The organism is Selenomonas sp. AB3002, assembly GCF_000702545.1.
Classification (GTDB): Bacteria; Bacillota; Negativicutes; order Selenomonadales; family Selenomonadaceae; genus Selenomonas_B; species Selenomonas_B ruminantium_A.
Window position 1 is genome coordinate 470,043 of the sequence record NZ_JNIO01000008.1, and the last position, 24,269, is coordinate 494,311.

At 48.9% G+C, this 24,269-nt stretch carries 31 protein-coding genes; 25 read left to right on the forward strand and 6 right to left on the reverse strand.

The features are described from left to right. Positions 1-70: 70 nt before the first annotated feature. Genes P159_RS0109855 through P159_RS0109880 form a run of 6 tightly spaced genes read right to left on the reverse strand, consistent with a single transcriptional unit; the run spans position 71 to position 6,078 of the window. Positions 71-1,243 carry a MalY/PatB family protein gene (locus P159_RS0109855; protein ID WP_029543676.1) on the reverse strand — a complete coding sequence of 391 codons (1,173 nt, stop codon included), beginning with the start codon at positions 1,241-1,243 and terminating at the stop codon, positions 71-73. Between the two features lie 3 nt (positions 1,244-1,246). Next, positions 1,247-2,386 carry a PLP-dependent aspartate aminotransferase family protein gene (locus P159_RS0109860; RefSeq protein WP_029543679.1) on the reverse strand — a complete coding sequence of 380 codons (1,140 nt, stop codon included), beginning with the start codon at positions 2,384-2,386 and terminating at the stop codon, positions 1,247-1,249. 1 nt (position 2,387) lies between these two features. Beyond that, entirely contained in the window at positions 2,388-3,212 is an 825-nt protein-coding gene (locus P159_RS0109865) for a MetQ/NlpA family ABC transporter substrate-binding protein (protein WP_029543681.1), read from the reverse strand. Positions 3,213-3,263: 51 nt separating this feature from the next. Next, entirely contained in the window at positions 3,264-3,923 is a 660-nt protein-coding gene (locus P159_RS0109870; RefSeq protein WP_080705972.1) for a methionine ABC transporter permease, read from the reverse strand. Continuing rightward, positions 3,920-4,942 carry an ATP-binding cassette domain-containing protein gene (locus P159_RS0109875; protein ID WP_029543683.1) on the reverse strand — a complete coding sequence of 341 codons (1,023 nt, stop codon included), beginning with the start codon at positions 4,940-4,942 and terminating at the stop codon, positions 3,920-3,922. The genes P159_RS0109870 and P159_RS0109875 overlap by 4 nt, the downstream gene beginning before the upstream one ends. Beyond that, a complete protein-coding gene (locus P159_RS0109880; RefSeq protein WP_029543685.1) occupies positions 4,939-6,078 on the reverse strand; it encodes an amidohydrolase in 1,140 nt (379 codons plus the stop codon). Before P159_RS0109880 ends, P159_RS0109875 begins: the two co-directional genes overlap by 4 nt. Positions 6,079-6,243: 165 nt before the next feature. On the opposite strand from P159_RS0109880, the gene P159_RS0109885 reads away from it, so the two are divergent. The 25 genes from P159_RS0109885 (at position 6,244) to P159_RS19460 (ending at position 24,022) form a co-directional block, all read left to right on the forward strand. Further along, the gene (locus P159_RS0109885) at positions 6,244-6,648 is read left to right on the forward strand and encodes an Rrf2 family transcriptional regulator (RefSeq protein ID WP_029543686.1); all 405 of its coding nucleotides are present in this window, start codon (positions 6,244-6,246) and stop codon (positions 6,646-6,648) included. Between the two features lie 168 nt (positions 6,649-6,816). Continuing rightward, a complete protein-coding gene (locus tag P159_RS19455; protein ID WP_318253635.1) occupies positions 6,817-7,260 on the forward strand; it encodes an EFR1 family ferrodoxin in 444 nt (147 codons plus the stop codon). Between the two features lie 23 nt (positions 7,261-7,283). Then, the gene (locus tag P159_RS0109895) at positions 7,284-7,550 is read left to right on the forward strand and encodes a hypothetical protein (protein ID WP_029543689.1); all 267 of its coding nucleotides are present in this window, start codon (positions 7,284-7,286) and stop codon (positions 7,548-7,550) included. A gap of 34 nt (positions 7,551-7,584) precedes the next feature. Beyond that, positions 7,585-7,911, forward strand: a complete 327-nt coding sequence (locus P159_RS0109900; protein WP_029543691.1) for a hypothetical protein — start codon at positions 7,585-7,587, stop codon at positions 7,909-7,911. Between the two features lie 160 nt (positions 7,912-8,071). After that, a protein-coding gene (locus tag P159_RS0109915) for an IS3 family transposase (RefSeq protein WP_318253476.1) occupies positions 8,072-9,231 on the forward strand; the annotation gives its coding sequence in 2 pieces (ribosomal slippage) (positions 8,072-8,327 and positions 8,327-9,231; 1,161 coding nt in all). 117 nt (positions 9,232-9,348) lie between these two features. Next, positions 9,349-10,098 carry a signal peptide peptidase SppA gene (gene sppA, locus P159_RS0109920; RefSeq protein ID WP_318253636.1) on the forward strand — a complete coding sequence of 250 codons (750 nt, stop codon included), beginning with the start codon at positions 9,349-9,351 and terminating at the stop codon, positions 10,096-10,098. A gap of 66 nt (positions 10,099-10,164) precedes the next feature. Beyond that, positions 10,165-10,554 carry a DUF488 family protein gene (locus tag P159_RS0109925; protein WP_029543694.1) on the forward strand — a complete coding sequence of 130 codons (390 nt, stop codon included), beginning with the start codon at positions 10,165-10,167 and terminating at the stop codon, positions 10,552-10,554. After that, a complete protein-coding gene (locus tag P159_RS0109930; protein WP_029543696.1) occupies positions 10,541-10,960 on the forward strand; it encodes a GNAT family N-acetyltransferase in 420 nt (139 codons plus the stop codon). Before P159_RS0109925 ends, P159_RS0109930 begins: the two co-directional genes overlap by 14 nt. A gap of 177 nt (positions 10,961-11,137) precedes the next feature. Beyond that, on the forward strand, positions 11,138-11,854 hold the full coding sequence (locus tag P159_RS0109935; protein WP_029543697.1) for a DUF169 domain-containing protein: 717 nt from the start codon (positions 11,138-11,140) through the stop codon (positions 11,852-11,854). A gap of 58 nt (positions 11,855-11,912) precedes the next feature. Then, positions 11,913-12,281 (forward strand): hypothetical protein, encoded by a 369-nt coding sequence (locus P159_RS0109940; protein ID WP_185753702.1) that lies wholly within the window; start codon positions 11,913-11,915, stop codon positions 12,279-12,281. Positions 12,282-12,293: 12 nt separating this feature from the next. Beyond that, the gene (locus tag P159_RS0109945) at positions 12,294-13,808 is read left to right on the forward strand and encodes a hypothetical protein (protein ID WP_029543700.1); all 1,515 of its coding nucleotides are present in this window, start codon (positions 12,294-12,296) and stop codon (positions 13,806-13,808) included. Between the two features lie 112 nt (positions 13,809-13,920). After that, positions 13,921-14,265 carry a helix-turn-helix transcriptional regulator gene (locus P159_RS18665; RefSeq protein ID WP_037377044.1) on the forward strand — a complete coding sequence of 115 codons (345 nt, stop codon included), beginning with the start codon at positions 13,921-13,923 and terminating at the stop codon, positions 14,263-14,265. A gap of 20 nt (positions 14,266-14,285) precedes the next feature. Then, complete coding sequence (locus tag P159_RS0109955) at positions 14,286-14,768, forward strand: hypothetical protein (protein ID WP_029543702.1); 483 nt, start codon at positions 14,286-14,288, stop codon at positions 14,766-14,768. A gap of 11 nt (positions 14,769-14,779) precedes the next feature. Further along, entirely contained in the window at positions 14,780-15,187 is a 408-nt protein-coding gene (locus P159_RS18670) for a hotdog fold domain-containing protein (RefSeq protein ID WP_051650290.1), read from the forward strand. Between the two features lie 30 nt (positions 15,188-15,217). After that, a protein-coding gene (locus tag P159_RS0109970; protein ID WP_318253476.1) for an IS3 family transposase occupies positions 15,218-16,377 on the forward strand; the annotation gives its coding sequence in 2 pieces (ribosomal slippage) (positions 15,218-15,473 and positions 15,473-16,377; 1,161 coding nt in all). Positions 16,378-16,600: 223 nt separating this feature from the next. Continuing rightward, on the forward strand, positions 16,601-17,191 hold the full coding sequence (locus tag P159_RS0109975) for a hypothetical protein (protein WP_221174090.1): 591 nt from the start codon (positions 16,601-16,603) through the stop codon (positions 17,189-17,191). 1 nt (position 17,192) lies between these two features. Continuing rightward, positions 17,193-17,918: an AAA family ATPase gene (locus P159_RS0109980; RefSeq protein WP_051650474.1), complete on the forward strand. Its 726-nt coding sequence runs from the start codon at positions 17,193-17,195 to the stop codon at positions 17,916-17,918. A 126-nt stretch (positions 17,919-18,044) separates the two neighbouring features. Then, the gene (locus P159_RS0109985) at positions 18,045-18,803 is read left to right on the forward strand and encodes a hypothetical protein (RefSeq protein ID WP_029543710.1); all 759 of its coding nucleotides are present in this window, start codon (positions 18,045-18,047) and stop codon (positions 18,801-18,803) included. A 78-nt stretch (positions 18,804-18,881) separates the two neighbouring features. Next, positions 18,882-19,460 carry a peptidoglycan recognition family protein gene (locus P159_RS0109990; protein ID WP_029543712.1) on the forward strand — a complete coding sequence of 193 codons (579 nt, stop codon included), beginning with the start codon at positions 18,882-18,884 and terminating at the stop codon, positions 19,458-19,460. Between the two features lie 23 nt (positions 19,461-19,483). Continuing rightward, positions 19,484-20,560, forward strand: a complete 1,077-nt coding sequence (locus tag P159_RS0109995; protein WP_029543713.1) for an HAD family hydrolase — start codon at positions 19,484-19,486, stop codon at positions 20,558-20,560. Positions 20,561-20,764: 204 nt separating this feature from the next. Next, positions 20,765-21,700, forward strand: coding sequence for an aldo/keto reductase (locus P159_RS0110000; protein WP_221174091.1), 936 nt, complete (start codon positions 20,765-20,767; stop codon positions 21,698-21,700). A gap of 24 nt (positions 21,701-21,724) precedes the next feature. Continuing rightward, positions 21,725-22,315 carry a DUF1349 domain-containing protein gene (locus tag P159_RS0110005; protein WP_029543717.1) on the forward strand — a complete coding sequence of 197 codons (591 nt, stop codon included), beginning with the start codon at positions 21,725-21,727 and terminating at the stop codon, positions 22,313-22,315. Between the two features lie 48 nt (positions 22,316-22,363). Then, positions 22,364-22,570, forward strand: coding sequence for a hypothetical protein (locus P159_RS0110010; protein WP_029543719.1), 207 nt, complete (start codon positions 22,364-22,366; stop codon positions 22,568-22,570). Between the two features lie 144 nt (positions 22,571-22,714). After that, positions 22,715-22,927: a hypothetical protein gene (locus P159_RS19965; protein ID WP_072004140.1), complete on the forward strand. Its 213-nt coding sequence runs from the start codon at positions 22,715-22,717 to the stop codon at positions 22,925-22,927. A 12-nt stretch (positions 22,928-22,939) separates the two neighbouring features. Continuing rightward, positions 22,940-24,022, forward strand: coding sequence for a flavodoxin (locus P159_RS19460; RefSeq protein ID WP_080705974.1), 1,083 nt, complete (start codon positions 22,940-22,942; stop codon positions 24,020-24,022). The last annotated feature ends 247 nt before the right edge of the window (positions 24,023-24,269 follow it).

Consider the following 24,269-nt stretch of genomic DNA (forward strand, 5'->3'; position numbering starts at 1 on the left):
AATAAGTTCTTGAGCCAAGGGAGCAAGAAAAAAGCGGAGTATCTGTTGAAAGGATACTTCGCTTTTTATGTCATATTGTGGCAAAAGCCTTGTCAAGCCTGGATAAGCCGTCAGATAGCACTTGCCAGGGACAGGCTATGTTGATGCGCTGGAAGCCTTGCCCGCCTGCACCGAAGATGTGACCACTGTCCAGCCAGACTCTCCCTTTGTTGATGATAAGGTCATCAAGTACTTCATCAGAGAGATTATAGGCCGAGAAATCGATCCAGATGAGATAAGTTCCCTCTGGCTCTATAAGGCGGGCTTTTGGCAAGTTGGCGGCAAGGTAATTCTTGGTGCGTTGGAGGTTTTTCTCTAGGTAGGATTTCAGCTCTGTAAGCCAGGGGAGTCCCTGCCCATAGGCTGCCTTGGCTGCTGTCATGCCGAAAATATTCGGTTCGCCATAGCCTGTGGCAAGCAGCTCCTGCTTAAATTTCCTGCGCAGGGATTCATTTGGTATGAAGATATTGGAAAGCTGCAAGCCCGCAAGGTTGAAGGTCTTGCTGGGGCTGGTGCAGGTTATGGTGTTATTGGCTACTGCATCAGAGAGTGTGGAGAAGACTGTATGCTGATGCCCTGGGCGAATGAAATCGTGATGGATTTCATCTGCTACTACTAGCACATGATGGCGCTGGCAGATTTCAGCAAGGCGTGACAGTTCGTCTTTTGTCCAGACTCGTCCCACCGGATTGTGGGGACTGCAGAGGATAAACATCTTTACCTGCTCATCGATGATTTTCTGCTCAAAGTCTACAAAGTCAATTTCATAGTGTCCATTGTTCTCAACCAGCGGGCTTTCCACCAGTCTGCGGTGGTTGTCTCGTATGGACGCGGAGAAAGGATAATAGACAGGCGGGCAGATGAGCACTCCGTCATCTTCCTGAGTAAAGGCTCGGATGGCTGTGCATATTGCAAATACAACCCCCGGGGTGATGATGAGGCTCTTCATATCAGGGTTCCAGCCATGTTGCTGGCGGAACCAGTCTGACAGCACCTCACGGTAGTCATCCCTGATGCCTGAGTAGCCGAAAATGCCATGCTGACTGCGTTTAGCAAGCTCTGTGATAACAGGCTCCGGGGAACGGAAATCCATGTCGGCTACCCAAAGGGGCAGCACATCCGCTGGAAGTCCTCGCTCTTCGGCAAAATCATATTTGATGCAGGACGTTCCCCGGCGATTGATCACTTCATCAAATTTTTCCATGTTCTACACCTCTAATGCTTGTTTCAGGTCTTCTATCAGGTCTTCCTTATCCTCAAGCCCCACGGAGAAGCGCAGCAGCTTGTCATCGAGGCCGGTACGTACCAATAGTTCTTTTGGCATTTCTGCATGGGTCTGGGCAATTGGATAAGTAAGCAGGCTTTCTACGCCTCCCAGGCTCTCAGCGAAAGCAATGAGCTTAAGCCGCTCAAGCATGGACTTAGCCAGCTCTGCTGAAGTCACTTTGAACGAGAGCATGCCGCCGTTGCCGGAAGCTTGCTTCTTTTGCACCTCGTAGCCAGGAGAATCTGGCAGACCGGGATAATGCACCTCTGTAACCTGAGGGTGCTCCCGAAGCCAATGGGCTATAGATAGAGCAGTCTGTGCCTGACGTTCTACACGTATCCCAAGAGTCTTGAGACTGCGGAGCATGAGCCAGGCATCCATGCTGGACATATTGGGACCTTCGGATTTTACCAGCATCTCCAGGCGTTGCGCTTCTTTTGAGGACCCGTCCTTTACTACCAAAAAACCTGCAATGACATCGTTGTGCCCGCAGAGATATTTGGTGCCACTATGAACAACCATATCTGCGCCTAGGGTCAACGGCTTCTGGAAGTGGGGCGACAGAAATGTATTGTCAACTACCAGGAACGCTCCTGTTTTATGGGCTATTTCGCTGACTGCTTCTATGTCAGTGATGAACATCATGGGATTGGAAGGTGTCTCGATAAAGATAGCCCTGGTGTTTGGACGCACCCTGGATTCCAACAGGGCAAGGTCCGTAGTGTCCACATACTCAAAATCTATACCATAGTGACCATAGATTTCATTGGCCAGTCTCACAGTGCCACCGTATAGATCTTCTGAAAGAAGGACATGATCGCCTGGGTCGAAAAGAATGAGTACGAGGTTTATGGCAGCCATGCCAGATGAGACAGCCCAGGAACGGTCTCCCTTTTCCAGGCGGGCAATAGTTTTCTCCAGGGCATCCCGGGTAGGGTTGCCAACACGTCCGTAGTCATAGCCAGTGCTTTTGCCAAAGCCAGGATGGCGGAAAGTAGAAGACAGATAAATAGGCTGGCTGATTGCACCCGTGCTGTCATAGGCATGGGCACCATGGACTTCCAATGTATGGTCATGCATTTTATTTTACCTCCGGCACATACCAAAGCCCGTTGTTGTTTTTCTTCATGTACTCGGCAAATTCCTCTGAGTGGTAGGCAGCTACAATATCCTTGGCCCACTGGCTGTCCTTGTCTTTTTCGTTTACCACAAGCTGCAGGAGAAGGTGGGGGAGAATATCCTCGGTCAGGAGAGCAGTAGAGGGGTCGATCTTGGCATTGTAGACGATGGAGCCGGTAATGACGATGAAATCAAAGTCCTCGCGCACAGCAGGGATGTTGAGGGATTTCATTTCCGTGAACTGGATGTGATGAGGATTTTCTATGATGTCCTGCTGGGTGACCGTGGATAAGTCCTTATTGGGGTCAAGCTTGATCCAGCCAGCTTTCTGTAAGAGTGCATAGGCTCTGGCGGTATTTGATGCGTCATTGGGAACTGCGACTTTTGCACCATCGGAGATATCGCCCAGGGAGTTCTTTGCTCCCGGATAGATGCCTGCTGGTACAGTGGGAATGGGAGTGAGGGCAGCAAGATGTCCGTCCTGCTTGTTGTTGAAGTTTTCCATGTAGGCGGTATGCTGCTCAACGTTGAAGTCCACTTCACCTTCGCTGAGTGCCACATCTGCCTGCAGGAGATCTGACATATCCTTGCCTACAATCTTGTAACCCTTTTTCTCCAGGATGGGCTTCACGCCGTTTTCAAAGAGTTCTGAGTAAGGCCCCTGGGATTTACTGAAAACCAGATCCTGCTTGCCCTGGGCATTTTCACTGCCGCAGCCGGCGGCAAAAACACCCACAGCCAGTGCCAAGGCAATTATTCCTGTTTTTTTGAAATTGATGAATCTCATAATGAACGCCTCCTAGATTTGTGAATCATATCTCTTCATTTATTTCAATGGTCAATGACCTCTTGATTTTGCGGCAAAGTGATTGCCGATGCTTTGGATTATCTGAACGAAAACAATAAGTACAATGACGGTGAACAGCATCAAGGGAAAATTCAACCGTTCATAGCCGTAAGTCAATGCCAGATCTCCCACACCACCAGCGCCGATGGCACCGGCCATGGCTGTGGCTCCCAAGAGACCGATAGTTCCAGTAGTGACTGAAAGAATCAGGGAACCCTTGGCCTCAGGCAGAAGGAAATAACGGACTATCTCGTAGTATGAGGCTCCCATGGCCTGGGCGGCCTCAATGATACCCTTGTTGACTTCCAGCAGGGAGTTTTCAAAGAGCCGGGTGAGATAGGGTACAATGAAGACCACCAGAGGCACCAGCGCAGCCGTAGTTCCCACTCGTGTGCCCACCAGCAGCTTGGTCAGGGGCAGAATAAAAACCATCAAGATGATGAAGGGAACACTGCGGATGATGTTTATGCCCGTATTCAGAGCCACAAAAGAAGTTCGGTGGGGAAGGATTCCCCCGGAAGCTGTCAGCACCAGCAAAACGGCCAGAACCATAGCAATGGCTGTGCCGATGGCCAGGGAAACAAAAACCATGTACAGAGTCTGTTCTGCTGCCAGCCCAATTTGTGAGTAAGGTACACCTAAATCCATCAAAGAGCCACCTCCTGCCATTTAACGCCCCGGGACTGCATGTAAGCTGCGGCTTCCTGCAGCCGTTTCTCAGGGCCAAAGATCTGTATGATGAAGATTCCTAAAACCTCCCGCTGTATCTCAGTCACAGAAGCGAAGAGGACGCTGGTTTCAAGCCCCAGCCGGGTATTTAGACTGTAGAGCAGGTTCTCCCGGGTATTGTCTCCCAGAAATCTCAGCTTCAGCAGTTTGAAAGGACGACTGTCAGTTTTCAATGCCTGGCACAACGGCTCTGGCAGATGGTCGGGAATGACTGTTTGTACAAAGCGTTCGGTCATGGGTTCTTGGGGCGCACTGAAAACATCTAATACGGTGCCGGTTTCCACCACCCGGCCTTTTTCCATGACAGCTACGTGCTTGCAAAGCTTCTGTATCACCTGTATCTGATGGGTGACGAACAGTATGGTAAGACCGAGAGAGGAATTAATCTTTGCCAAAAGTTGCAGGATGGAATCCGTGGTTTCCGGGTCAAGGGCACTGGTGGCTTCATCGCAGAGCAGTATATCAGGCTTGGTGGCCAGTGCTCTGGCGATTCCTACGCGCTGCTTTTGTCCACCGGATAGCTGCCAGGGATAGGCTTCAGCCTTGTCGGAAAGCTCTACGAAATCCAGCAGTTCGTTCACTCTGGCATTTATTTCCTCTCTTGAGTGCTTTTGCAGCAGCAAAGGGATAGCTATGTTGTCAAAAACGTTTTTTGACTCCAGCAGGTTGAACTGCTGAAAAATCATGCCTATTTTTTGACGGACATGCCTGAGGTCACGGTAGTTAAGGGAAGCTATATCCTGGCCATTGATTTCCACATGGCCGGAGGTGGGCACTTCCAGGGCATTTACCATGCGCAGCAGAGTGGATTTTCCTGCCCCGCTGAAACCGATGATGCCGAATATGTCTCCATCGGGAATGGTGAGGTTCACCTGCTCAAGGGCTTTGACCTGCTTGTCGCCACTGATGAAATCTTTGCTGACGTTTTCGAATCTGATCATTTGGCAAGCCTCCTTAGTGCTCCTTCGGCAAGAGCTGCCAGAAGTTTGGCAGCGGGCAGCAGGGCAGCAGGGTCAACTTTGAATTTTGGGTTGTGATTGGGAGCTGACAGTCCCGTGCCGATGGAGGCAAACACGCCGGGCAGTTTTTCCTGATAATAGGCGAAATCCTCTCCACCTAATGATTTTGGCGCCTCCTGCAAGGTAAAACCTTGTTTTCGGGCAATATCCAGGAAGAGATTCGTCCATGCTTTATCGTTTATAGTGGGAGGCGGCCCCTGAATCCAGTCAATCGCAACCTTGGCTCCAAAAGCCTCGGCTTCGTTCTGCGCCAATGCATACAGCCTGTCTTTTATGAGTTGCCTGTTTTCCGGGGTCAGGCTGCGGACTGTTCCCTCAAGTTCGGCTGTTTCCGGCAGTACATTCCAGGTATTGCCAGCCGTGATTCTGGTGATGCTGACAAGATTTGCAGCAAAGGGGTCAGAGTTGCGACTTACGATGGTCTGCAAAGCACTGATGAAGTGAGCAGCCAGAGGGATAACATCTACTCCCCGGTCAGGGTGGGCTGCATGAGTGCCTGTGCCTTGGAAACGAAGGACGAATCTGTCTACAGCTGCCATTACAGGCCCGGAGCTCAATCCCAGGGTTCCTACTGGGAAAAGGGGAGAGGTGTGTATTCCGAAGATGGCTTGAACCTCATCAAGGATGCCTGTCTCCAGCACCTTCTTTGCTCCGCCGGGGGCTTCCTCAGCTGGCTGGAAAATAATCCGTACCTTGCCGGGAAGTGCTGATTCTTTTTCCTTCAGGAGCAAAGCTGCTCCCAGTACCGCAGCAGTGTGAAAGTCATGTCCGCAGGCGTGCATCCTGCCTTCAATCTTTGAAACATAAGGAAGGCCTGTTTCTTCTGTGATGGGCAGTGCATCTATGTCTGCTCTAAGAGCAACCAGTGGCCCGTCCTGACTGCCGATTTCAGCAGCTGCACCTGTAGGCAGGGGCAGTTCCAGGAGCTTGATTTTGTTACGGCTCAACAGCTCTTTAAGCTTGGTTGTTGTCTCATGTTCCTCATAGGAAAGCTCCGGGTGTGCGTGAAGCCAGGCAAAAACCTCTTCTATGTAACTTTTTACGGTTGTTTCGTCCATGTGCTCACCTCGTTTGTTAAGTGTTTATTTGCTTGTAACTTTGGAAAAAAAGAATGTATGCCTATAATAAACTTATTAACCTAGTATGTCAATAGGAAAATAAAACTTGATAAGAAATTTACCTATTGCTATAATAGGTAATACAAAAAATAGGCAGGTGATATTATGGTATCTACGAGAGGCAGATATGCTCTCAGGGTCATGCTTGACCTGGCTGAGCAGGAATCTGACCGATTCATTCCTTTGGCAGATATTGCCAAACGGCAGGGCATCTCCCAGAAGTATCTGGAGATTGTCATAAGGGAACTGGTGAAACACAAGCTGCTGAGGGGATTGCGCGGCAAACGGGGAGGATATATGCTGACCCGTTCGCCAGAAGATTATACAGTGGGGGAGATACTGGAACTGACGGAGGGGAAATTTGCCATAGTATCCTGTACTGGAAATTGCGCAAAGCAATGTGACAGGAAGGCTTTCTGCCGTACCCTGCCTATGTGGCAGGAGTTCAATAAGATGACGCATGATTATTTTTTTGGCATCACGCTGGCAGACCTGCTGGGCAAACCGTAAGAGAGAAAAGTAATAGATCAGTAAAATGGAATCCCTGGTTGGATTAACCGGGGCTTTTGCTTTCTCTGCAGATGGTAGCTGAGAGGGGGCTGCCTTCGACAAAACTTGGACAATGGCGTTATAATGTACGTATGAAAATCTAAGGGGGATACGGATATCAGCACGGTAATCTATTACTATTCAGCAACAGGCAATTCACTTTATACGGCCAGGGCTTTGCAGGAGTTGCTGCCGGAGGCGGAGCTGCGGTCTATTCCTGAGGCAATGGCGGAGGGTAGATTGGCTGTCAATGCGGAATGCGTGGGCTTTGTGTTTCCCATGCATTATTTTGGTCTGCCGCTACAGATGGAAGAGTTCCTGGAGAAGCTGACCATCTATGAATCTCCCTATACCTTTGCCATAGCCACCTGCGGTGTGCCCTACTGGGGCAGGCCCTTCCTGGATGCTGAGGCAATACTGGCCAAGAAGAACAGGAAGCTTCATGGCAAATGGTATGTGCGGCTGGTATCCAACTACATACCCTATAGGGATATTGCTGCTGACTGGCGCATAAGCATCAGGGCCTGGCTGGCGGAGCGAAAAATCCGCAAGATGGCAAAGTTTGTTTTCTGAATATGACCAGGGCGTGATAAGTGATGGCTGAGAAGAAGCATAGAACAGATGAATTGGAGAAACATCGGCAGGAAGTGTGGAAGCTTGTTGAAGATGCTGTCCTTGAGGAATATGGCTGCTTGTTGCCACCAGGGGATGTTACTGTTTCTATAGTGCTACCCTGGACCAAGGAAAAAGCACTGGGGCTTTTGAAGAGGCAGGGGAAGATTGCTTCCTGGGGACTGGACAAGGATTACAGTGAAGGCAATAAGCGGCGGTATTTGGTGACGGTGGATACTGATACGATTTAGACGGAGCTGTATGACTGATATAGGTTGAGGGATTATGCATAAAGACATATTTGTGGAGAAGGATTGGAAGCTGTTTCGCAAGAAGGTTGCAGACTGGCAGGAGAACTACATTGAGAAGCTGACCAGAGTATATATTGACCTTTTGTCTGGGGAGGGCAATGCCTCGGATAAATTCTGGGAACTGGACAAGCGCATGAAGAAGGATAAGAAAAAGGCTGGTGTACTCATAACAGATATGAGCCGGTCAAATATGATATTCATCATCATGCAGCTACTGGATGAAAAGGTTATAACGCTGGTCGACCTGACAGATTTCAGCGAAGGTCTCAGGGAACGGCTGGAATTCTTGTACAGGCGGTAACACTCACTAAGGGGAAAGGCAGGATTAAGATATGTTTTCCAGAAGCAAAAAGAAAAAAGTATATGTGATTGACATCTTTGGAGTTATCGAGGCTGTGCCCCATACCCGCTTTGCTGGACACCCGAAATGAATGGTACAATACATTCATGAGGTGATACGATTGAACAGATACAGTAATGAATTTAAGGAAGAAGCCGTAAAAAGAGTCTTGAGCGGTGTTCCGGCCAGCCAGGTAGCCCGAGAGATAGGAGTCAACGTAAGTTCCCTATACACTTGGAAGGCAAGATACATAAAACATCCGGAGCAGCCCTTTGTCGGCAGTGGCAAGCTCCGTGATGAGGATGCCGAGCTAAGAAGGCTACAGCGGCGTATTAAAGACCTTGAACAGGAGAATGAATTCCTAAAAAAAGCGAGCGCCTTCTTTGCCAAGAACCTGAAGTGATCCGATATTACTACATCGAAGCTAACCGCGGCAAATATCCGATTGCAAAGATGGTGCGATGGGCTAATGTATCCAGAAGCGGTTTTTACGCTTGGCTTTCCCGCAAGCCAAGCCCACGTGACAAAAGCAATGATGAGCTTTTACGTATCATTAAGCAAATTCACGAAAAATCCAATAAGACCTATGGTTCCGTGCGCATTTTCAGAAAGCTACGTAAAAAGGGGATTAAGGTCAACCACAAGCGTGTAGAACGTATCATGAAGGCAAACGGCATACATGGCAAGGCACGTCGTAAATATAAGGCTACAACATATTCAGACCATGATATGCCTGTTGCCGAAAATGTTCTCAACCGCAATTTTTCTGCGGAACATCCTGGGGAAAAGATGGTCAGTGATATAACCTATATCCCTACAGACGAAGGCTGGCTTTATCTAGCTGGGGTGATGGATTTATGCGGCCGTAAAATGGTAGGAGTGGCCATGGACAGCCGTATGACCAAACAGCTAGTTATGTCAGCTTTACAGGATGCCATAAATCATACCAGCGATGTAAACGGCTGCATCCTCCATTCTGACCGTGGAAGCCAGTATTGTTCCAAAGACTACTGCCAAATGGCAAAGCAGAATGGTTTTACGATGAGCATGAGCCGGAAAGGCAACTGTTGGGATAACGCTCCCATGGAAAGCTTCTGGGGTACATTAAAACAGGAATGGCTGAACGAGAAGCATTTCCGCACTCGCGCTGAAGCTAAGGCGGCTGTATTTGAGTATATTTGGATTTTCTACAACCGCCAGCGAATACATTCCAGCAACGATTACCAGACTCCGGAAGAATACTACATGGAGCGAATGCCCGTTGAAAAAATTGCTGCCTAAATTGGTGAAGATGGCCAAAACTGCGGAAAATAAAGCAATTTTGAGGATGCGTTAGGAATCTTTCATTTTAGGTGTCTAAGCGCATGGGGGAAGGCCACTGCTTCGTCATCCATTTCCCTGAGCAAAAAGAATACCAACATGCAGAAAGTGATCAAGACCCTGCATAAGATTGCCGGAAAAGACAAGGAAGAGGTTGCAGGTGTCATCATTCACCTGAATACACCCGGCGGCACCACGGGTACCTCCGAGGAAGCGGCCATGATGATAGAGAAAGTCCGGGAGAAGGGGATCCCTGTAGTGGCTTCTATTGCAGACATATGCTGTTCCGGGGGCTACTGGATTGCCTCTGCCTGTGATTACATCTTTGCCAACCGCACATCCATGACTGGCAGCATAGGTGTTATCATGCAGCTGCCCAATATCAACGGGCTGTCCGAGAAACTGGGAGTGAAACAGGTAACGGTTAAGGCTGGAAGGATGAAGGACATAGGCAACCCATTCAGGGAGCTTACGGAGGAAGAGCGTGAGTTCTTGCAGGAACACGCCGAAGAAACTCATGAAATATTCAAAGAAGCGGTCAGGAAGAACCGCAAAGAAATACCAGCTGATGTGCCGGAAATCTTTGACGGGCGTCCCTTCTCGGCAGATTTTGCCCTGCAGAATCATCTGATTGATGAAATAGGCACCTTCTATGATGCTCTGGACTATTTGCTGAGCAAGGCAGGTGTGGAAGAAAAGGACATCAAGCTTCAGCAGAACGTGGAGAAGAAGGGAATATTATCAAAGCTTTTTTCCATGGAGGTAGATAACTCTCTTGTCAACGCACTGGCTGATTATCTGGCAGGGAAGTCGTTGTCATCACGATGAAATCCTGTGCGGAGTGGTAATGGAAAAGCTTGGGCAACTGGTCAAGCAAGGAAAGAGGTCTGGCGAATGGAGCATGAATTGCTGTTGAAACGTGTGTATGAACCCTGCGAACCACAAGATGGCTACAGGATACTTGTAGACAGGCTTTGGCCCAGGGGGATAAAGAAGGAAGCCGCTCAGCTGGATGAATGGGCAAAGGAAATCACCCCCAGTACGGAAATCCGCCGCCTGTATCACCAGGGGGATATGCCTTTTGAGGGTTTCTCTCAGGCATATCTTGAAGAGCTGGAGTCTAATGAGGCTTCTGAAACTTTTGTCAGCAACTGCAGTGAGCAGCTGAAATCGCAAAATGTCACGCTGGTATATGGGGCGAAGAATGAGCAGGAAAATCATGCGATGGTGCTTAGGGAATGGTTGAAGCGCAAGATAGCAGGAGGGCAATATGTTGCACGCTGAATTCTCGAATCAACTGCTGGATGATGAGAAACAGATTCGTCAGGAAGTGTTTGTGTCAGAGCAGGGCTTTGAGATTGAATTTGATGATATAGACAATAATTCAACGCACATGATGCTCTATAGTGATGATGATGCCGTAGGCTGCTGTCGGTTCTTTCCGGGGGAAGCTCCCGGTGAGTATATAATTGGCCGTATTGCTGTGCGAAAAGCCTACCGGGGCCAGTCTATGGGGAAGCGCATTGTTGAAATGGCCCTTCAGCACATCAAAGACACAGGAGCATCTAAAGTATCTCTATCAGCTCAGGTTCAGGCTAAAGGCTTCTATGAGGCGCTGGGCTTCCGGGCAAAGGGAGATGTGTATTTGGACGAGCATTGCCCACATGTACATATGGAGAAGTGTCTGTAGACAGAATTGATGTCATAGAAAGAGGGGTTGCTGCATGAGTGAAGTCACTTATGCGGCAGCCCCTTACCTATAAGCAGATATAAGGTGAACTTAGGAACGGTTGAAATAGTATAACCTTTGGAATACAATAATTTATAGAAAAACTTGAACATGGCATGTATCGGGGAGGCGCAAGATATGGAGAGCAAGATTGGCAAATATCTTAAGCTTGGTAATCATCCTGTAGCTGTGTTGTGGAAAGGCGAAATGCCGGAGGAGGCCATACACTTCCAGGAAGGGAAATGGGGGTGTGTGGTGGCGCTTATCAAGGCAGCCTCTAAGGGTAAAGTGGCTTGTGCGACAAGGGCCACAACTGTCTGCATGGGAGGCAGGGCTGGTCTGGGGTTCCAGGGATATGAGCATGGCTGGATAGAGTATTTCTTGTCCACCGGCAATGAAAATATTGCCAACAGCGAACATTACAAGAAAACGCCGGAACTGGCCAGGGTTTTTACGGATACTATTCCAAGGGTAAGTCCAAAGGAGTGCCTGGTTTTCAAACCTCTGGATATGGTGTCTGATGACGAGAGGCCTGAGTGCGTGATATTCCTGGTCAATGCAGACCAGCTCTCGGGACTGGTGACGCTGGCTAATTATGACATGGAGAGTCAGGACAATGTGAAGGTGCGTTTTGCCTCTGGCTGCGGTCAGGCGGTGCTATATCCCTTGTCTGCCGAAGAGAAGGGCGATAAGGCTTGCTATATCGGGCTGACAGATCCATCGGCCAGGAAGGTGATTGATAAGGAACAGCTTTCCTTTAGCATACCTTATAGCAGATTCCTGGAACTGGAGCAGGAAGCAGAGGGAAGCTTCTTTGCTACTGGCACATGGGACACTATACAGCGCAGGATTTAGCAAGACAGGAAGGGGATGAAACCTTATGGGACGTGGGAAGCAAAGCAAAAAGAAGGTTGTGAAATACCTGAAGGACTGGAACGGTTCAAGATACCTGGGCCAGGAAGAATTCTGCAAGATTTCATTCAAGGTCAACAAAAACAAGATCATGATATTTGCATCGCTGGTATCAGATTATGTTTTCGTCAGATATGTGGAAGAACTTGAAGAGAGGACGAAGTACCTGCCTCATGGACTAGGTATGAGCAGGGAGAAGCGTGGCGAAATAGGGCATATGCTGCATGAGGCAAAATACGCCATGGAGCAGATAAGGGATGCTTCCAGCAATGAGGAGCTTTTCCATGCGCAATACAGATTGAGGGATATCTGCAGCGCATTTGTAGATGCCGGGATACAGGTATTAGAGGGGAACAGGGAAACAGAATAAGGGGTGTAGGTTTTGGCAAACGTATTGAGCGTCTTGAAAGAGGCCATGGATGATGACATACGAAACCAGGTGGCCATATTTGAGGTTGTCACCGTCAAGAATATAATGGAGACGGAGGGGCTGAAGGTAGCAGAAAAGGCTGCCGGGATGGTGAATTCTGTGGGGAGGCTCTTGGGCGCAAAGAATCGACTTGTGAAGGATTTAAGGCCCCGAAGCATTGATGAGCAGATTGATGACAAGATCGAGGAGTGCGCCCATGACAGCCGGGGAATGCTGGATGCAGAGCTTCGGGGCCTTTTGGTGGAGCGACTGGAGCTGGAAGATGAAGCTTCGGATGAGAGAATTGCCAAGGAGCTTGTGAAACGTGCAGCTGAGTACATGGAGATTGATGAGGTACTGACTTCGGCGGAGATGACTGATGCCGTGCTGCAGCAGTACAAGAATCAGCAGGAAAAGAAAACGGGCTGGCCAGCCCTGGCCATGCTAGGCGTGTGGCAGCAGATGACGGGCACCTCCAAAGTGGACGGGGAGGTCTACTGCCAGCTGATTTCAATGGCCGGGTCTGTCTACGGCAGAAACTTCGCGCCGGAGGATGATGACTTGCCTGACTGGATTATGGGCAGGGAGGCTGACACCAGGCAGGAGATAGAGGAATCGGATGCCTCATATCTGGCAAGGGAAGAGGAACTGAAAGAGGCACGATTTGCCCGTGAGGTGGCAGAGAGGAATCTCCGGGAAGCCCGAAGAAGCGAGGAGGCTGCCAGGGCTGAACTGGAGATGCATAGAAAGCATATTGAGGAGATCCAGGTATGGCTGGATAACTACGACAATATGAGGGTGAGCCAGGAGATTGAGCTTGGTGTGCTGCAGGGCCAGCTGGTGTCGGCTGCCAGTGATGCCAAGAGATCGGCCCGTACTATCAACAAGCTGAAGCGGGCTATAGTACAGCAGAGGAAAAAGTTGGCCAGCCTCCATGCAGAGAGGGAATCCAATCTGGCAACACTGGGAAATGCACCGCAAAGGGAAATGGAGCTTCGCAAGCTGATAGAGCAGGCTGAGGCAGAGAGTGCAAGTGCGCTGGAAGCTTGCCATGAAGCTGAGGATGAGTATGAATTTGCCCGAGCTGCCAGAGACGAAGAACGCCGCAGACGTATAGAAAACATCAGTCGTAGCATGGAGGAATGGTTCGAGCAGGAGTATGGCGGGAAAGCCTATGAACTTTATGAGGTGATTCTAAACCAGCTGGCTATGACCAACAATGAGCACAGGATAGGCGTATTCAAGGCCATAAAGCAGGTGTTGGATGCAGATACGCCAAAAGATTTGGGAAATAAGGTCAGCGATGAGAGCTTGCGGCTGCCCATCAAGGGAACGGGGATGTTCCTGGTGTACGAAGCAGATGAGGTTGGTAAGATTAAGTTTGTACGGTTCACGGATGGGGATAGTCTATCAGAACTGCAGCGGGAGAAAGAAGAGAAACAGCGGCTTGAGCATGATGAAGGCCAGATGATAGAAGAAATGGCATAGAGGAACTGCGGAGCCAATGGCTCCGCGTTCTTGCTAAAGGGGCAGGATTATGTATTAGATGAGATGAATACTCATAGAGGGGAATCTGCCGTGGATAAAAAAGGAGATATCAATGACTGGAGAAACGTTAGCGCAGTTTTATATGCGTAAGCTGCCGGAGCTTAGGCGGAAGCGGGATGTTACCCGCAAGGAAGTAGCCCAGGGAGTAGGAGTTACCTTGGGAAAATATGACAAGTGGGAGACTGGTAAAGCACTGCCTAAGGCCGGGGACGTGGACAGGCTGGCGGAGTACTATGGCATCAGCATAGATGAGATGCTGGAGATCACGCCGGAGGAGAGTGCTGCTATCAACAGGCAGATCATTGCGGATGCGGAGCAACTGCCGCCAGAGCAACGAAAAAATGTGCTGAGAGTGATGAGGGACGGCCATCCTGAGTTATTCCCTGATGTGTTCTGAGGCACCCAAAGGCAGGAAACATGGATATAATTGATTTTGCTAAAGTCCGGGAAGCACGGCTGGCAAAGGCAGCCAAGGAGAAGGCGGAACCTTACTCACGGTATACGGCTATGGTGGAGGCTCTGAGCAAAGAAGATTTGACAGTGATGGAGTACATTGCCCAGAATCATGCCCTGCAAATGGCACATAAGATTGTGGAGCACAGCCCTTGCTGGGGAGATAAGCATGGAGATTTTTCCTTGCAGGTCTGGTCATCACTGGAAGCTGTGGTGCCTGTGCTTGGAGATTTGATTATAGCCAATAGCTATGTGGATGGAGCAGTGCGTCTGGCAGGGCAGAAGTTTATGGCCAATGAAGTAGGCCGGTGGGCAGCCCGGCGGATGATACTTGACTATCTGCTGATTCTGATTGATGACAACAGCCTACCCGATGATTGGCTGGATATCCGTGATAAGCAGCCGCTAAAAAACGCCTTTGAATATTTGGGGTATAAGTTGGAATAGGAGAGAAAAACATGTCTTTGAGTGATAATTACTGCTTTGCCTGTGGCAAGGAGAATCCTATTGGCTTGAAACTGGATTTTGTGGTGCAGGATGATAAATATGTGGCAAGGAAGGTTTTGGCCAAGGAGTACCAGGGCTATGATGGCATTGCGCACGGCGGGATACTGACGACCATGTTGGACGAGGCTATGGCTGGGTATCTGAACAAGGAGCTGGGAGAGAAAGCTGTTACGGCAAGGCTGGATATACGCTATAGGAAGCCTGTTCCCATAGGAGAGGAACTGGTGATATCCAGCTGGGTGGAATCACGCAAGGGCAGTTTTGTGAGCATGAAGGGCAGCATTGCCTTGCCGGATGGCACTATTGCGGTGGAAGGCAGCGGAATGCCCCATACCCGCTTTGCTGGACACCCGAAATGAATGGTACAATACATTCATGAGGTGATACGATTGAACAGATACAGTAATGAATTTAAGGAAGAAGCCGTAAAAAGAGTCTTGAGCGGTGTTCCGGCCAGCCAGGTAGCCCGAGAGATAGGAGTCAACGTAAGTTCCCTATACACTTGGAAGGCAAGATACATAAAACATCCGGAGCAGCCCTTTGTCGGCAGTGGCAAGCTCCGTGATGAGGATGCCGAGCTAAGAAGGCTACAGCGGCGTATTAAAGACCTTGAACAGGAGAATGAATTCCTAAAAAAAGCGAGCGCCTTCTTTGCCAAGAACCTGAAGTGATCCGATATTACTACATCGAAGCTAACCGCGGCAAATATCCGATTGCAAAGATGGTGCGATGGGCTAATGTATCCAGAAGCGGTTTTTACGCTTGGCTTTCCCGCAAGCCAAGCCCACGTGACAAAAGCAATGATGAGCTTTTACGTATCATTAAGCAAATTCACGAAAAATCCAATAAGACCTATGGTTCCGTGCGCATTTTCAGAAAGCTACGTAAAAAGGGGATTAAGGTCAACCACAAGCGTGTAGAACGTATCATGAAGGCAAACGGCATACATGGCAAGGCACGTCGTAAATATAAGGCTACAACATATTCAGACCATGATATGCCTGTTGCCGAAAATGTTCTCAACCGCAATTTTTCTGCGGAACATCCTGGGGAAAAGATGGTCAGTGATATAACCTATATCCCTACAGACGAAGGCTGGCTTTATCTAGCTGGGGTGATGGATTTATGCGGCCGTAAAATGGTAGGAGTGGCCATGGACAGCCGTATGACCAAACAGCTAGTTATGTCAGCTTTACAGGATGCCATAAATCATACCAGCGATGTAAACGGCTGCATCCTCCATTCTGACCGTGGAAGCCAGTATTGTTCCAAAGACTACTGCCAAATGGCAAAGCAGAATGGTTTTACGATGAGCATGAGCCGGAAAGGCAACTGTTGGGATAACGCTCCCATGGAAAGCTTCTGGGGTACATTAAAACAGGAATGGCTGAACGAGAAGCATTTCCGCACTCGCGCTGAAGCTAAGGCGGCTGTATTTGAGTATATTTGGATTTTCTACAACCGCCAGCGAATACATTCCAGCAACGATTACCAGACTCCGGAAGAATACTACATGGAGCGAATGCCCGTTGAAAAAATTGCTGCCTAAATTGGTGAAGATGGCCAAAACTGCGGAAAATAAAGCAATTTTGAGGATGCGTTAGGAATCTTTCATTTTAGGTGTCTAAGCGCATGGGGGAAGGCCAGAAAGCTGGCTATAGTGGAACAGGCTGAGTAGTTTTCTGAAGTAGGCAAAAGCCGGAAGTGCTGTGAGAGGAATGAGTTCTATGGCGGAGCAAAGGAAAATAAAGTTCTCTGGAGTAGTTCAATCTGTGCAGCCACGGTCTAATGTGTGGCGGTATCGACTGGATAACCGCAATCACAGTACGACAGGGTACAACATATTCCTAACGGGTGTAGCTGATGATGAGGAGAAGACCTTTGCGGTGGCTATATCTGAGAAGCAGCAGGAAAAGATGCGGCTTCATATTGGGGACGAGATAAGCGGCACTGCTTGGACGAAGAAGTATACTAAGCTGGAATATGCGGATTACTATAGGGCTGGTGCCTTGAAGAAAAACACTGAGGCGCATATGTCAGAGGAAGAGACAGCCTCTCCCTGGACTGGAGAAGTGCCGGGGCTTGATGTGTATGACTGGCGTGGCTGCCGTATGCTGGATGGCAGAACATACAGAAGTAAGTGCTTCAAATGCAAGTGGGCCTGTATGGCGAATGTAGCCATTGAATATGACTGGGGCGTACAGCAGAAGTTCCGTTTTGAGAGCTTCTGCTATGGACCTAAGAACTGTAAGCTGTATAAGATGGGCAAGCCCAGGCCAGTACCCTACAAGGGTGATACTCCCTCATATGATGAGGGCTGGCTGGATGATGTATGTACGGAACGGCGCGGGGATGACGATTGAAATGGAGATACCTCTGTATATAGCAAAAGCCAGAATAAGATGGGACGAGATAGAGAAAGACAGCTACCTCAGGGATATTCCGGCTATCGCTCAGATTTCAGAGCTGGATTTCCACATGCCTATAACGCTCCTAGCTGGGGAAAATGGTACAGGAAAATCCACCCTGCTTGAAGCTTTGGCGGTGGCCTCAGGATTCAATCCTGAGGGGGGGACAAGGAATTATGCTTTCTCAACCTATGATTCTCACTCGGAGCTATTTGGCTGCATAAGTTTGGTACGGGGAATCAGGAAGCCTAAGTGGGGGTATTTTCTACGGGCGGAGAGTTTTTACAATGTGGCTACACAGGAAAATGAATACAGCAGGGGGCCGGGAGGAAGGCCGGAGCATTTTCACGAGAAATCACATGGAGAAAGTTTCTATAGGATTGCAGAGGGCCAATTCAAGGGGAATGGGTTATATTTCCTGGATGAGCCTGAGGCAGCGTTGTCACCTCAGAGACAGCTTGCCCTGCTTCGTATGATCTGCATGTATGCCAAGAGGGGAGCGCAGTTCTTCATTGTGACACACTCGCCGATTCTGTTGGGGATGCCATATGCAGAGATTTTGGGATTTAGCAAAAATGGTATTGGTTCATTGTCTTATGAGGAGACAGAGAGTTATCAGGTAACATCGTTGTTTCTTAATCAGAGGGATAGGATACTGGCGCAGTTGCTAGAAGATGAATAGCTGTCAAGGCGTGGTGATTATGGGCTGCTGGCGGCAGAAGAGGTTCCTGAGGCGGCTTGGGATACCATGGGGGTGTAGTTTGTCGAAGGGACATAAGTGCGATAAAATAGATATGGGGGTGAGGATATGGGCAAGAATGGTCGGAATTATTTCAGAAATACGCTGCTGGCTCTGGCAAGGCTCGACAAGCCGTTCATCATCAGAGGCCGGTATTTTGCCAATCCTCACCTGGACTATCTGACATATACAGATATCCGTCCCTATGTGCCAGCAGGGGCTTCCACGAACATGATCTGCGATCATGTGAATGTGATGCTACCTGACCTAAGCAAATACATAGCGGTGAGGCCGGAAGTGAATTATACAAAGGATTATTTGGTCTGTCGTGCCGTAACTTACTCGGATGCCAACGGAGATATTCGGGGAGGGATAGTGCTGACGGAGGAACTGGGTATACCGCCTGTTATTACTTCCGGCTACCCCGAAAGCAGAGAAATTATCGGGACGGTAGACAAGAGCAGGTATGTGGATTTCTTCTCTTTTGCTGAAGGTCGGTATGCCTATTATGGCGAGAATCAGTGGGTTGACGGGCACAAGACAGCACTGGCAAGCTGGGAACAGTCTGCGGAGGAAGCTAAATGGCGGATGAAGGAGAAGAAGCGCAAGGAGTCTGCCAGGAGAAAGCTGGAGCTGACTTTTGACGAATTCATGGCACTGCATAAGAGAGCCAATCCTTTGTGGATTCCGCCGCCAGGAAGCCTAAGAGCCATGGGGGGACGCAGCTGGCTGAATGTCTTTGTGCCGCAGAAGTTCCTGCGAGATATACTGGATAGACAGCCTGCTCTCAGGAAGGAAGTGCATCAGGAGTTCCTGAGGCGGCTATGATGGGGAAAATGGTTGATGTGAGCAAAAGTATTGTCAAGGCGCAGAATAGATTTATGGTATAGGCAGGAGGTGGGGAGCTTGAACCGGCGGGAATTTGTGCGAAAGAGTGTTTTGTGCCTCCTGGGGATGATGGCATGGGATGCGAATTGGCCGGAGGCTGAGGCTTGCAGGGAACCTATGATATACAAGGGGTTCCTGCGGTTCACAGAGTACGAGTACAGAAAGGCGACGGAGTACATTGTGATACATCATGTGGGCATTCCTGATGTAGACAAGGACTCTGCTGCTACAGCCATTCACAAGTACCATCAGGAGCACAACGGCTGGTCAGGGATAGGTTATCATTATCTGATTCGAAAGGACGGCACCATAGAGCAAGGCAGACTGCCGGAAATGGTGGGCAGACATGCATATGAGCATAATCAAACCTCCGTAGGCGTATGCCTGGCAGGGAACTTCGATGTTGGCCAGCCTACCGAGAAGCAGATGGCATCGGTGAAGGAGCTATGCAGGTGGCTGTGCCGGAAGTATGGGCTGGATCCAAGGAAGAAGGGAGTCATTGTGGGGCATCGCGACCTCAATGACACTGCCTGTCCCGGCAAGAATCTATACAGGAAGCTGGGCGATATACGGCGGTTTGCCTACGATGGAGCATGAAATAGAGAGAAATGGAGGTTCTTATGAATAAGCATATCAAAACCATTGCATCTCTTTGTGTTGCTGCAGCTATCGGAGCCGGATGGGCTGGTACTGCTCAGGGTGCTACGAGAGAAGATATTGCCAGTATCCAGGTCAATGCCAGGGGGAGCAACTTCCAATACTGGCAAAAAGATTCTCAGGCATTAGCCAGGCTACGCAGCTATGTGAAAGAGGTGACAAATACTAAAAGTTCGGATTTCATACCACAGCGTGACCGCATTGCTGTGTTTGATGTAGATGGCACGCTGGCCTGTGAAACAGCTCCCTTCTGCTTTGACTTCCTCATGATGGTGGACAGGGCACTGTATGATTCAGAATACAATGCCTCAGCCAGAGATAGAGCCAATGCCAAGGATGTGGAAAGGGATATATATGCTCATAAGGTGACCAATGACACAAGGCTGAAGACCTGCGAATCCCACGCCTCTGTCTTTGGTGGTATGACTATGGACGAGTATAATGCTTACACGGAAAAGTATCTGAGGAAGCCTGTTGAAGGGTTCAATAATCTCAAAATAGGTGAGGCTTATTTCCTGCCTATGGTAGAAGTGCTGTCCTATCTTCGGGCGAATGGATTCAAAGTATTCTTGGTGTCAGGTGCAGACAGGCAGTATACTCGTGTCATGGCAGAAGTGCTGCCTGTGGACAGTGACAATATCCTTGGGACTGATTACCGCTATGTTGCAGCTGCCCAGAAGGGTCAGGATGGCATGGTGTATGTATTTGCCCCAGAGGACAAGGTGGTGCGGGGTGAGTTCGAGGTCAAGAATATCAATATGAACAAGGTCTCTGTCATGGCAAGAGAGATTGGCAAGCAGCCTGTTCTGGCATTCGGCAATTCCAGCGGCGATTTCAGCATGTACAACTACACAGCCACGAATCCTAATTACAAGACGATAGTATTCTCGCTGCTCTGCGATGATACAGAGAGGGAATTTGGCAAGCCAGCCTCGGCAGAAAAGATGCTGAAGAACTGCGAGAAGTATGGCTGGGTGCCTGTCTCCATGCGTGATGAGTGGAAAACCATATACGGGGACAGGGTGCAAAGATTAGATTGAACCGATGAGAGGTTGACTGTTGTATATAACTCGGAAGAAGATGTCTCCCACCTCTATAGGTGGCGAGTTCCTAATTTACTAATACCCTAAAGGGCACAATGCAGGCGGTGAACATATACCTCCCGCCTTATAAATGAGTATTTAGTGGAAAACCTTCTACAGTTATGGGGGTTCGAAAGCTGGCTTCAGGATGGGGGGAGATTGATGCTGGAAAAAATGTGCTGGGCATCATGCCTGCTGGTAATTTTCCTGTGCATGGGATGTACATCTGCAAGAACTGCTGTGCCGGAAGAAGGAAAGGAGAAGACTGCCATGACGGTTAAAGTCAGTCCCATGGTAAAGCTGAACAGTGGCTATGAGATGCCTGTGCTGGGACTTGGAACGTGGACACTGCGAGGAGAAACGGCTGAGAGGGCTGTGGAGACTGCAATAGAGTGTGGCTATCGCCTGATTGACACGGCCAGGTATTATGGCAACGAGGAGGCAGTAGGCAAGGGGGTGAAGGAAGCAATACGGAAGGGGATAGTTAGCCGGGAAGAGTTGTTCATCACCAGCAAAATAATGCCGGAAGACTATCGGCGGGCTGATGCTGCCATTGATGATTCCCTGTCTGCCCTTGGAGTGGATTACATTGATTTGATGCTGATACACCAGCCGGGCTCTAACGATGAGGAAGTATACAAAGCCCTGGAGCGTGGCGTGAGGGCAGGTAAAATCAGGTCGATAGGCATTTCGAATTATTACACGCCACAAGATTTCGAACGCATAAACAGGATTGCGGAGATAACTCCTGCTGTGGTGCAGAATGAAAATCATCTTTACTATCAGAATACGGCTCTGAAAGAGTATCTGAGGCAGTATGGCACTGTTGTCGAATCCTGGTACCCTTTGGGAGGACGGGGAAATACCCAAAAAGTTTTGTCCAACAAGACCATAGAGGAAATATCTCATAAATACGGCAAAACACCAGCACAGATAGTTCTGCGCTGGCATATCCAAGCAGGCTATATAGTTATCCCAGGATCAGAAAATCCATTGCATATCCGTGAAAACAATGATATTTATGATTTACAGCTTAGCGAGGAAGAAATGGCTCGCATAGCGGAACTAAACAAAAATGAACGGTTTGAGAATTGGTGAAATAAGCACAAGGAGACAATTGGTATGGACTGGAAATGGGTCAGAGAACCTGGCAAATACTTGATTGAGTCGGATAGGATAGAAATCACAACAATGCCACATACTGATTTGTGGCAGAGGACATACTATCACTTCCGCAATGATAATGCGCCTGTACTGCAGACAGAAACAGAAGAAAAGTTCTTCTCATTCATTGTGAAGACAGACTTTGCTGAGAGTCATAAGCGATTTGACCAGTGCGGCATTGTTATGTATCTCGATTCGGAGAACTGGCTCAAAGCTTCGGTGGAATATGAGAATGAGCAATTCCAGCATCTTGGTTCTGTAGTTACAAACCATGGATATTCTGATTGGGCTACAACAGCGATATCTGCCGACATTAAAACCATGTGGTATAGATTCAGCCGACGAGAGGATGACTATTGCATAGAATGCTCTGCTGATGGCAGGTTATTTTCTCAGATGCGGGTGTGCCATATGTGGGAAGGGGCAGGAAGAATCAGATTCGGAATTTATGCCTGTAGTCCTGAGGAATCCAGCTTCAGAGCAGTGTTTACTGGCATGAAGGTTACGGATTGTGCCTGGAAGGCTCATGATGGACAACAGCCAGACTAAAAACAGGCTTGGCAAAGGAAGATTAATACACGTATCCTGAGCTTACTCTTGGCAGAAGAAATTAAAGACGGGGAATTTGGACTATCGGAGCAGGTGATGGCAAAGGGGCAGATTGCAATCGATACTGCCAAAAAATGCGCAGACGAATATGAGAGCATAGATAACAATGAGGAACTGTTTAAGCATCTGAAAAGGATAAAAGAAGCACGGGACGGGTTGACCGAGCTGCTGCAGGAATTTGTACGGGCATACTAATAGACAAGAAGACTAGCAGGTGACGCATATGAAATCCAAAACCATACCTAAAAACATACGTGAAAAGAACGCAGAATTCAGAGAAATAATAGCAAAGCTAGAAGCTGCTGAGGGCAACGAGGAAGCGGGCTTCATTCCCAGGCCATTAGGTACGAATCCGGCGTTATCTTTGGTGATAATGAAAATCAGGAATATGTCTATATGCCTGGCAGCGAGATCGGCGTGGATAGTCCCATGTGCGTCTACGAGAGTGATGGCAGGCGATTGGATGTGAATCTGTATGAAGCGCTGCGGCTTATCCGGGTGCGGGCACTAAGGCATGCCAAGCATCCTGTGCTGGGCACAAGTTCGTGCTGAAGGGAGAGAAACGTGAAGAAATCACTGGACATTGTATTGCTGCTGTTGTTTTTCCTGGAGTTAGGCGGCATGTTCCTGCCTGGTCTTGCTCATGAACTGCTGGGGTGTATTTTTCTTTTGCTGGTTGTTCTTCATAATGCAGCAAACCGCAGTTTCTACCAGCATTTCCATGAAGGAAGGAACTCACCTCATAGATTGGTGAACAAGGCCAGCATATGCCTTTTTGCCGCAAGTCTCATCATGCTGGCGGTATCTGGCATGGCTTTGTCACGCAACCTCTTTTCGTGGGTGCAATTGGGGGAGGCGTGGAACTGGCGTTCATTGCATTTGCTGGCAGCTATAAGTGCGCTGGTCTTGCTTTTCGTCCATCTGCTGTGCCATGCCAGAAGGTATATACGCGGACGAGGGTTCTTCATTGCTTCGGGAGCGGCCTTTGTCCTGGCTACCGTGGGGATTTTTGGCTTGCCATATCTTGATCGTTGGTTTCATCAGGTAAAGGTGGAGAAAGAAGCCATCATACAAGGGGAGAAGGCCCAAGTATCCGGGCGAGTATTGACGGTGTATTTCAGCCGGGTAGGCAATACGGATTTTCCACCTGGGGTGGATGCGGTATCCGGGGCTTCCATTATGAAGGACAAGGAGACTCTTATCGGCAATGCTGAAATGATTGCGGCCATGATTCATGATGCTGCCGGGGGCGATATTTATGCCATTCGCACCAAGGAAAAGTATCCTGCTGACTATGGTGCTACCACTAGGGTGGGCAGGAAGGAACTGGATGAGAATCTGGCTCCGGCACTGGTGGGGCCGTTGCCTGAGCTGGCAGATTATGATGTGGTCTTTGTAGTGTACCCGCTTTGGTGGCACACCCTGCCTATGGCTGTCCAAGGTTTTTTGGAGCATTATGACTTGCATGGAAAAAGTATCATTCCAGTGGTAACCCACGGTGATGGCGGGATAGGTGAGAGCATCGAGAAAATAAAAAAAACCACCGGGGCACATCTCCCAGGGGAAATTCTTGACATCTATAGCAGCGATATCCCCTCTGCCAGACAGGATATAGCTGCATATTTGAAGCGAATGAAGCTTGATTAGTATTTGAAAGGTATAACTCTCGCTGACTGCGATTTCACGGGCATTGTCTTGAGCCGATATTGCAAGGGCAGAAAAATAGCCTCGCCGGAAATGGGGATCCGGCGAGGCCTTTCTCTTGTGTAGGAAGTATAGCACGGCAAATTGAGGAGACATAGGACATTTGTCCCATGGATAATGTATACATTATTTCGTTGTGACAGTAAATAGCAGTTCGTTTTAAAGATAGCTTATGGGATGACAATGGGAT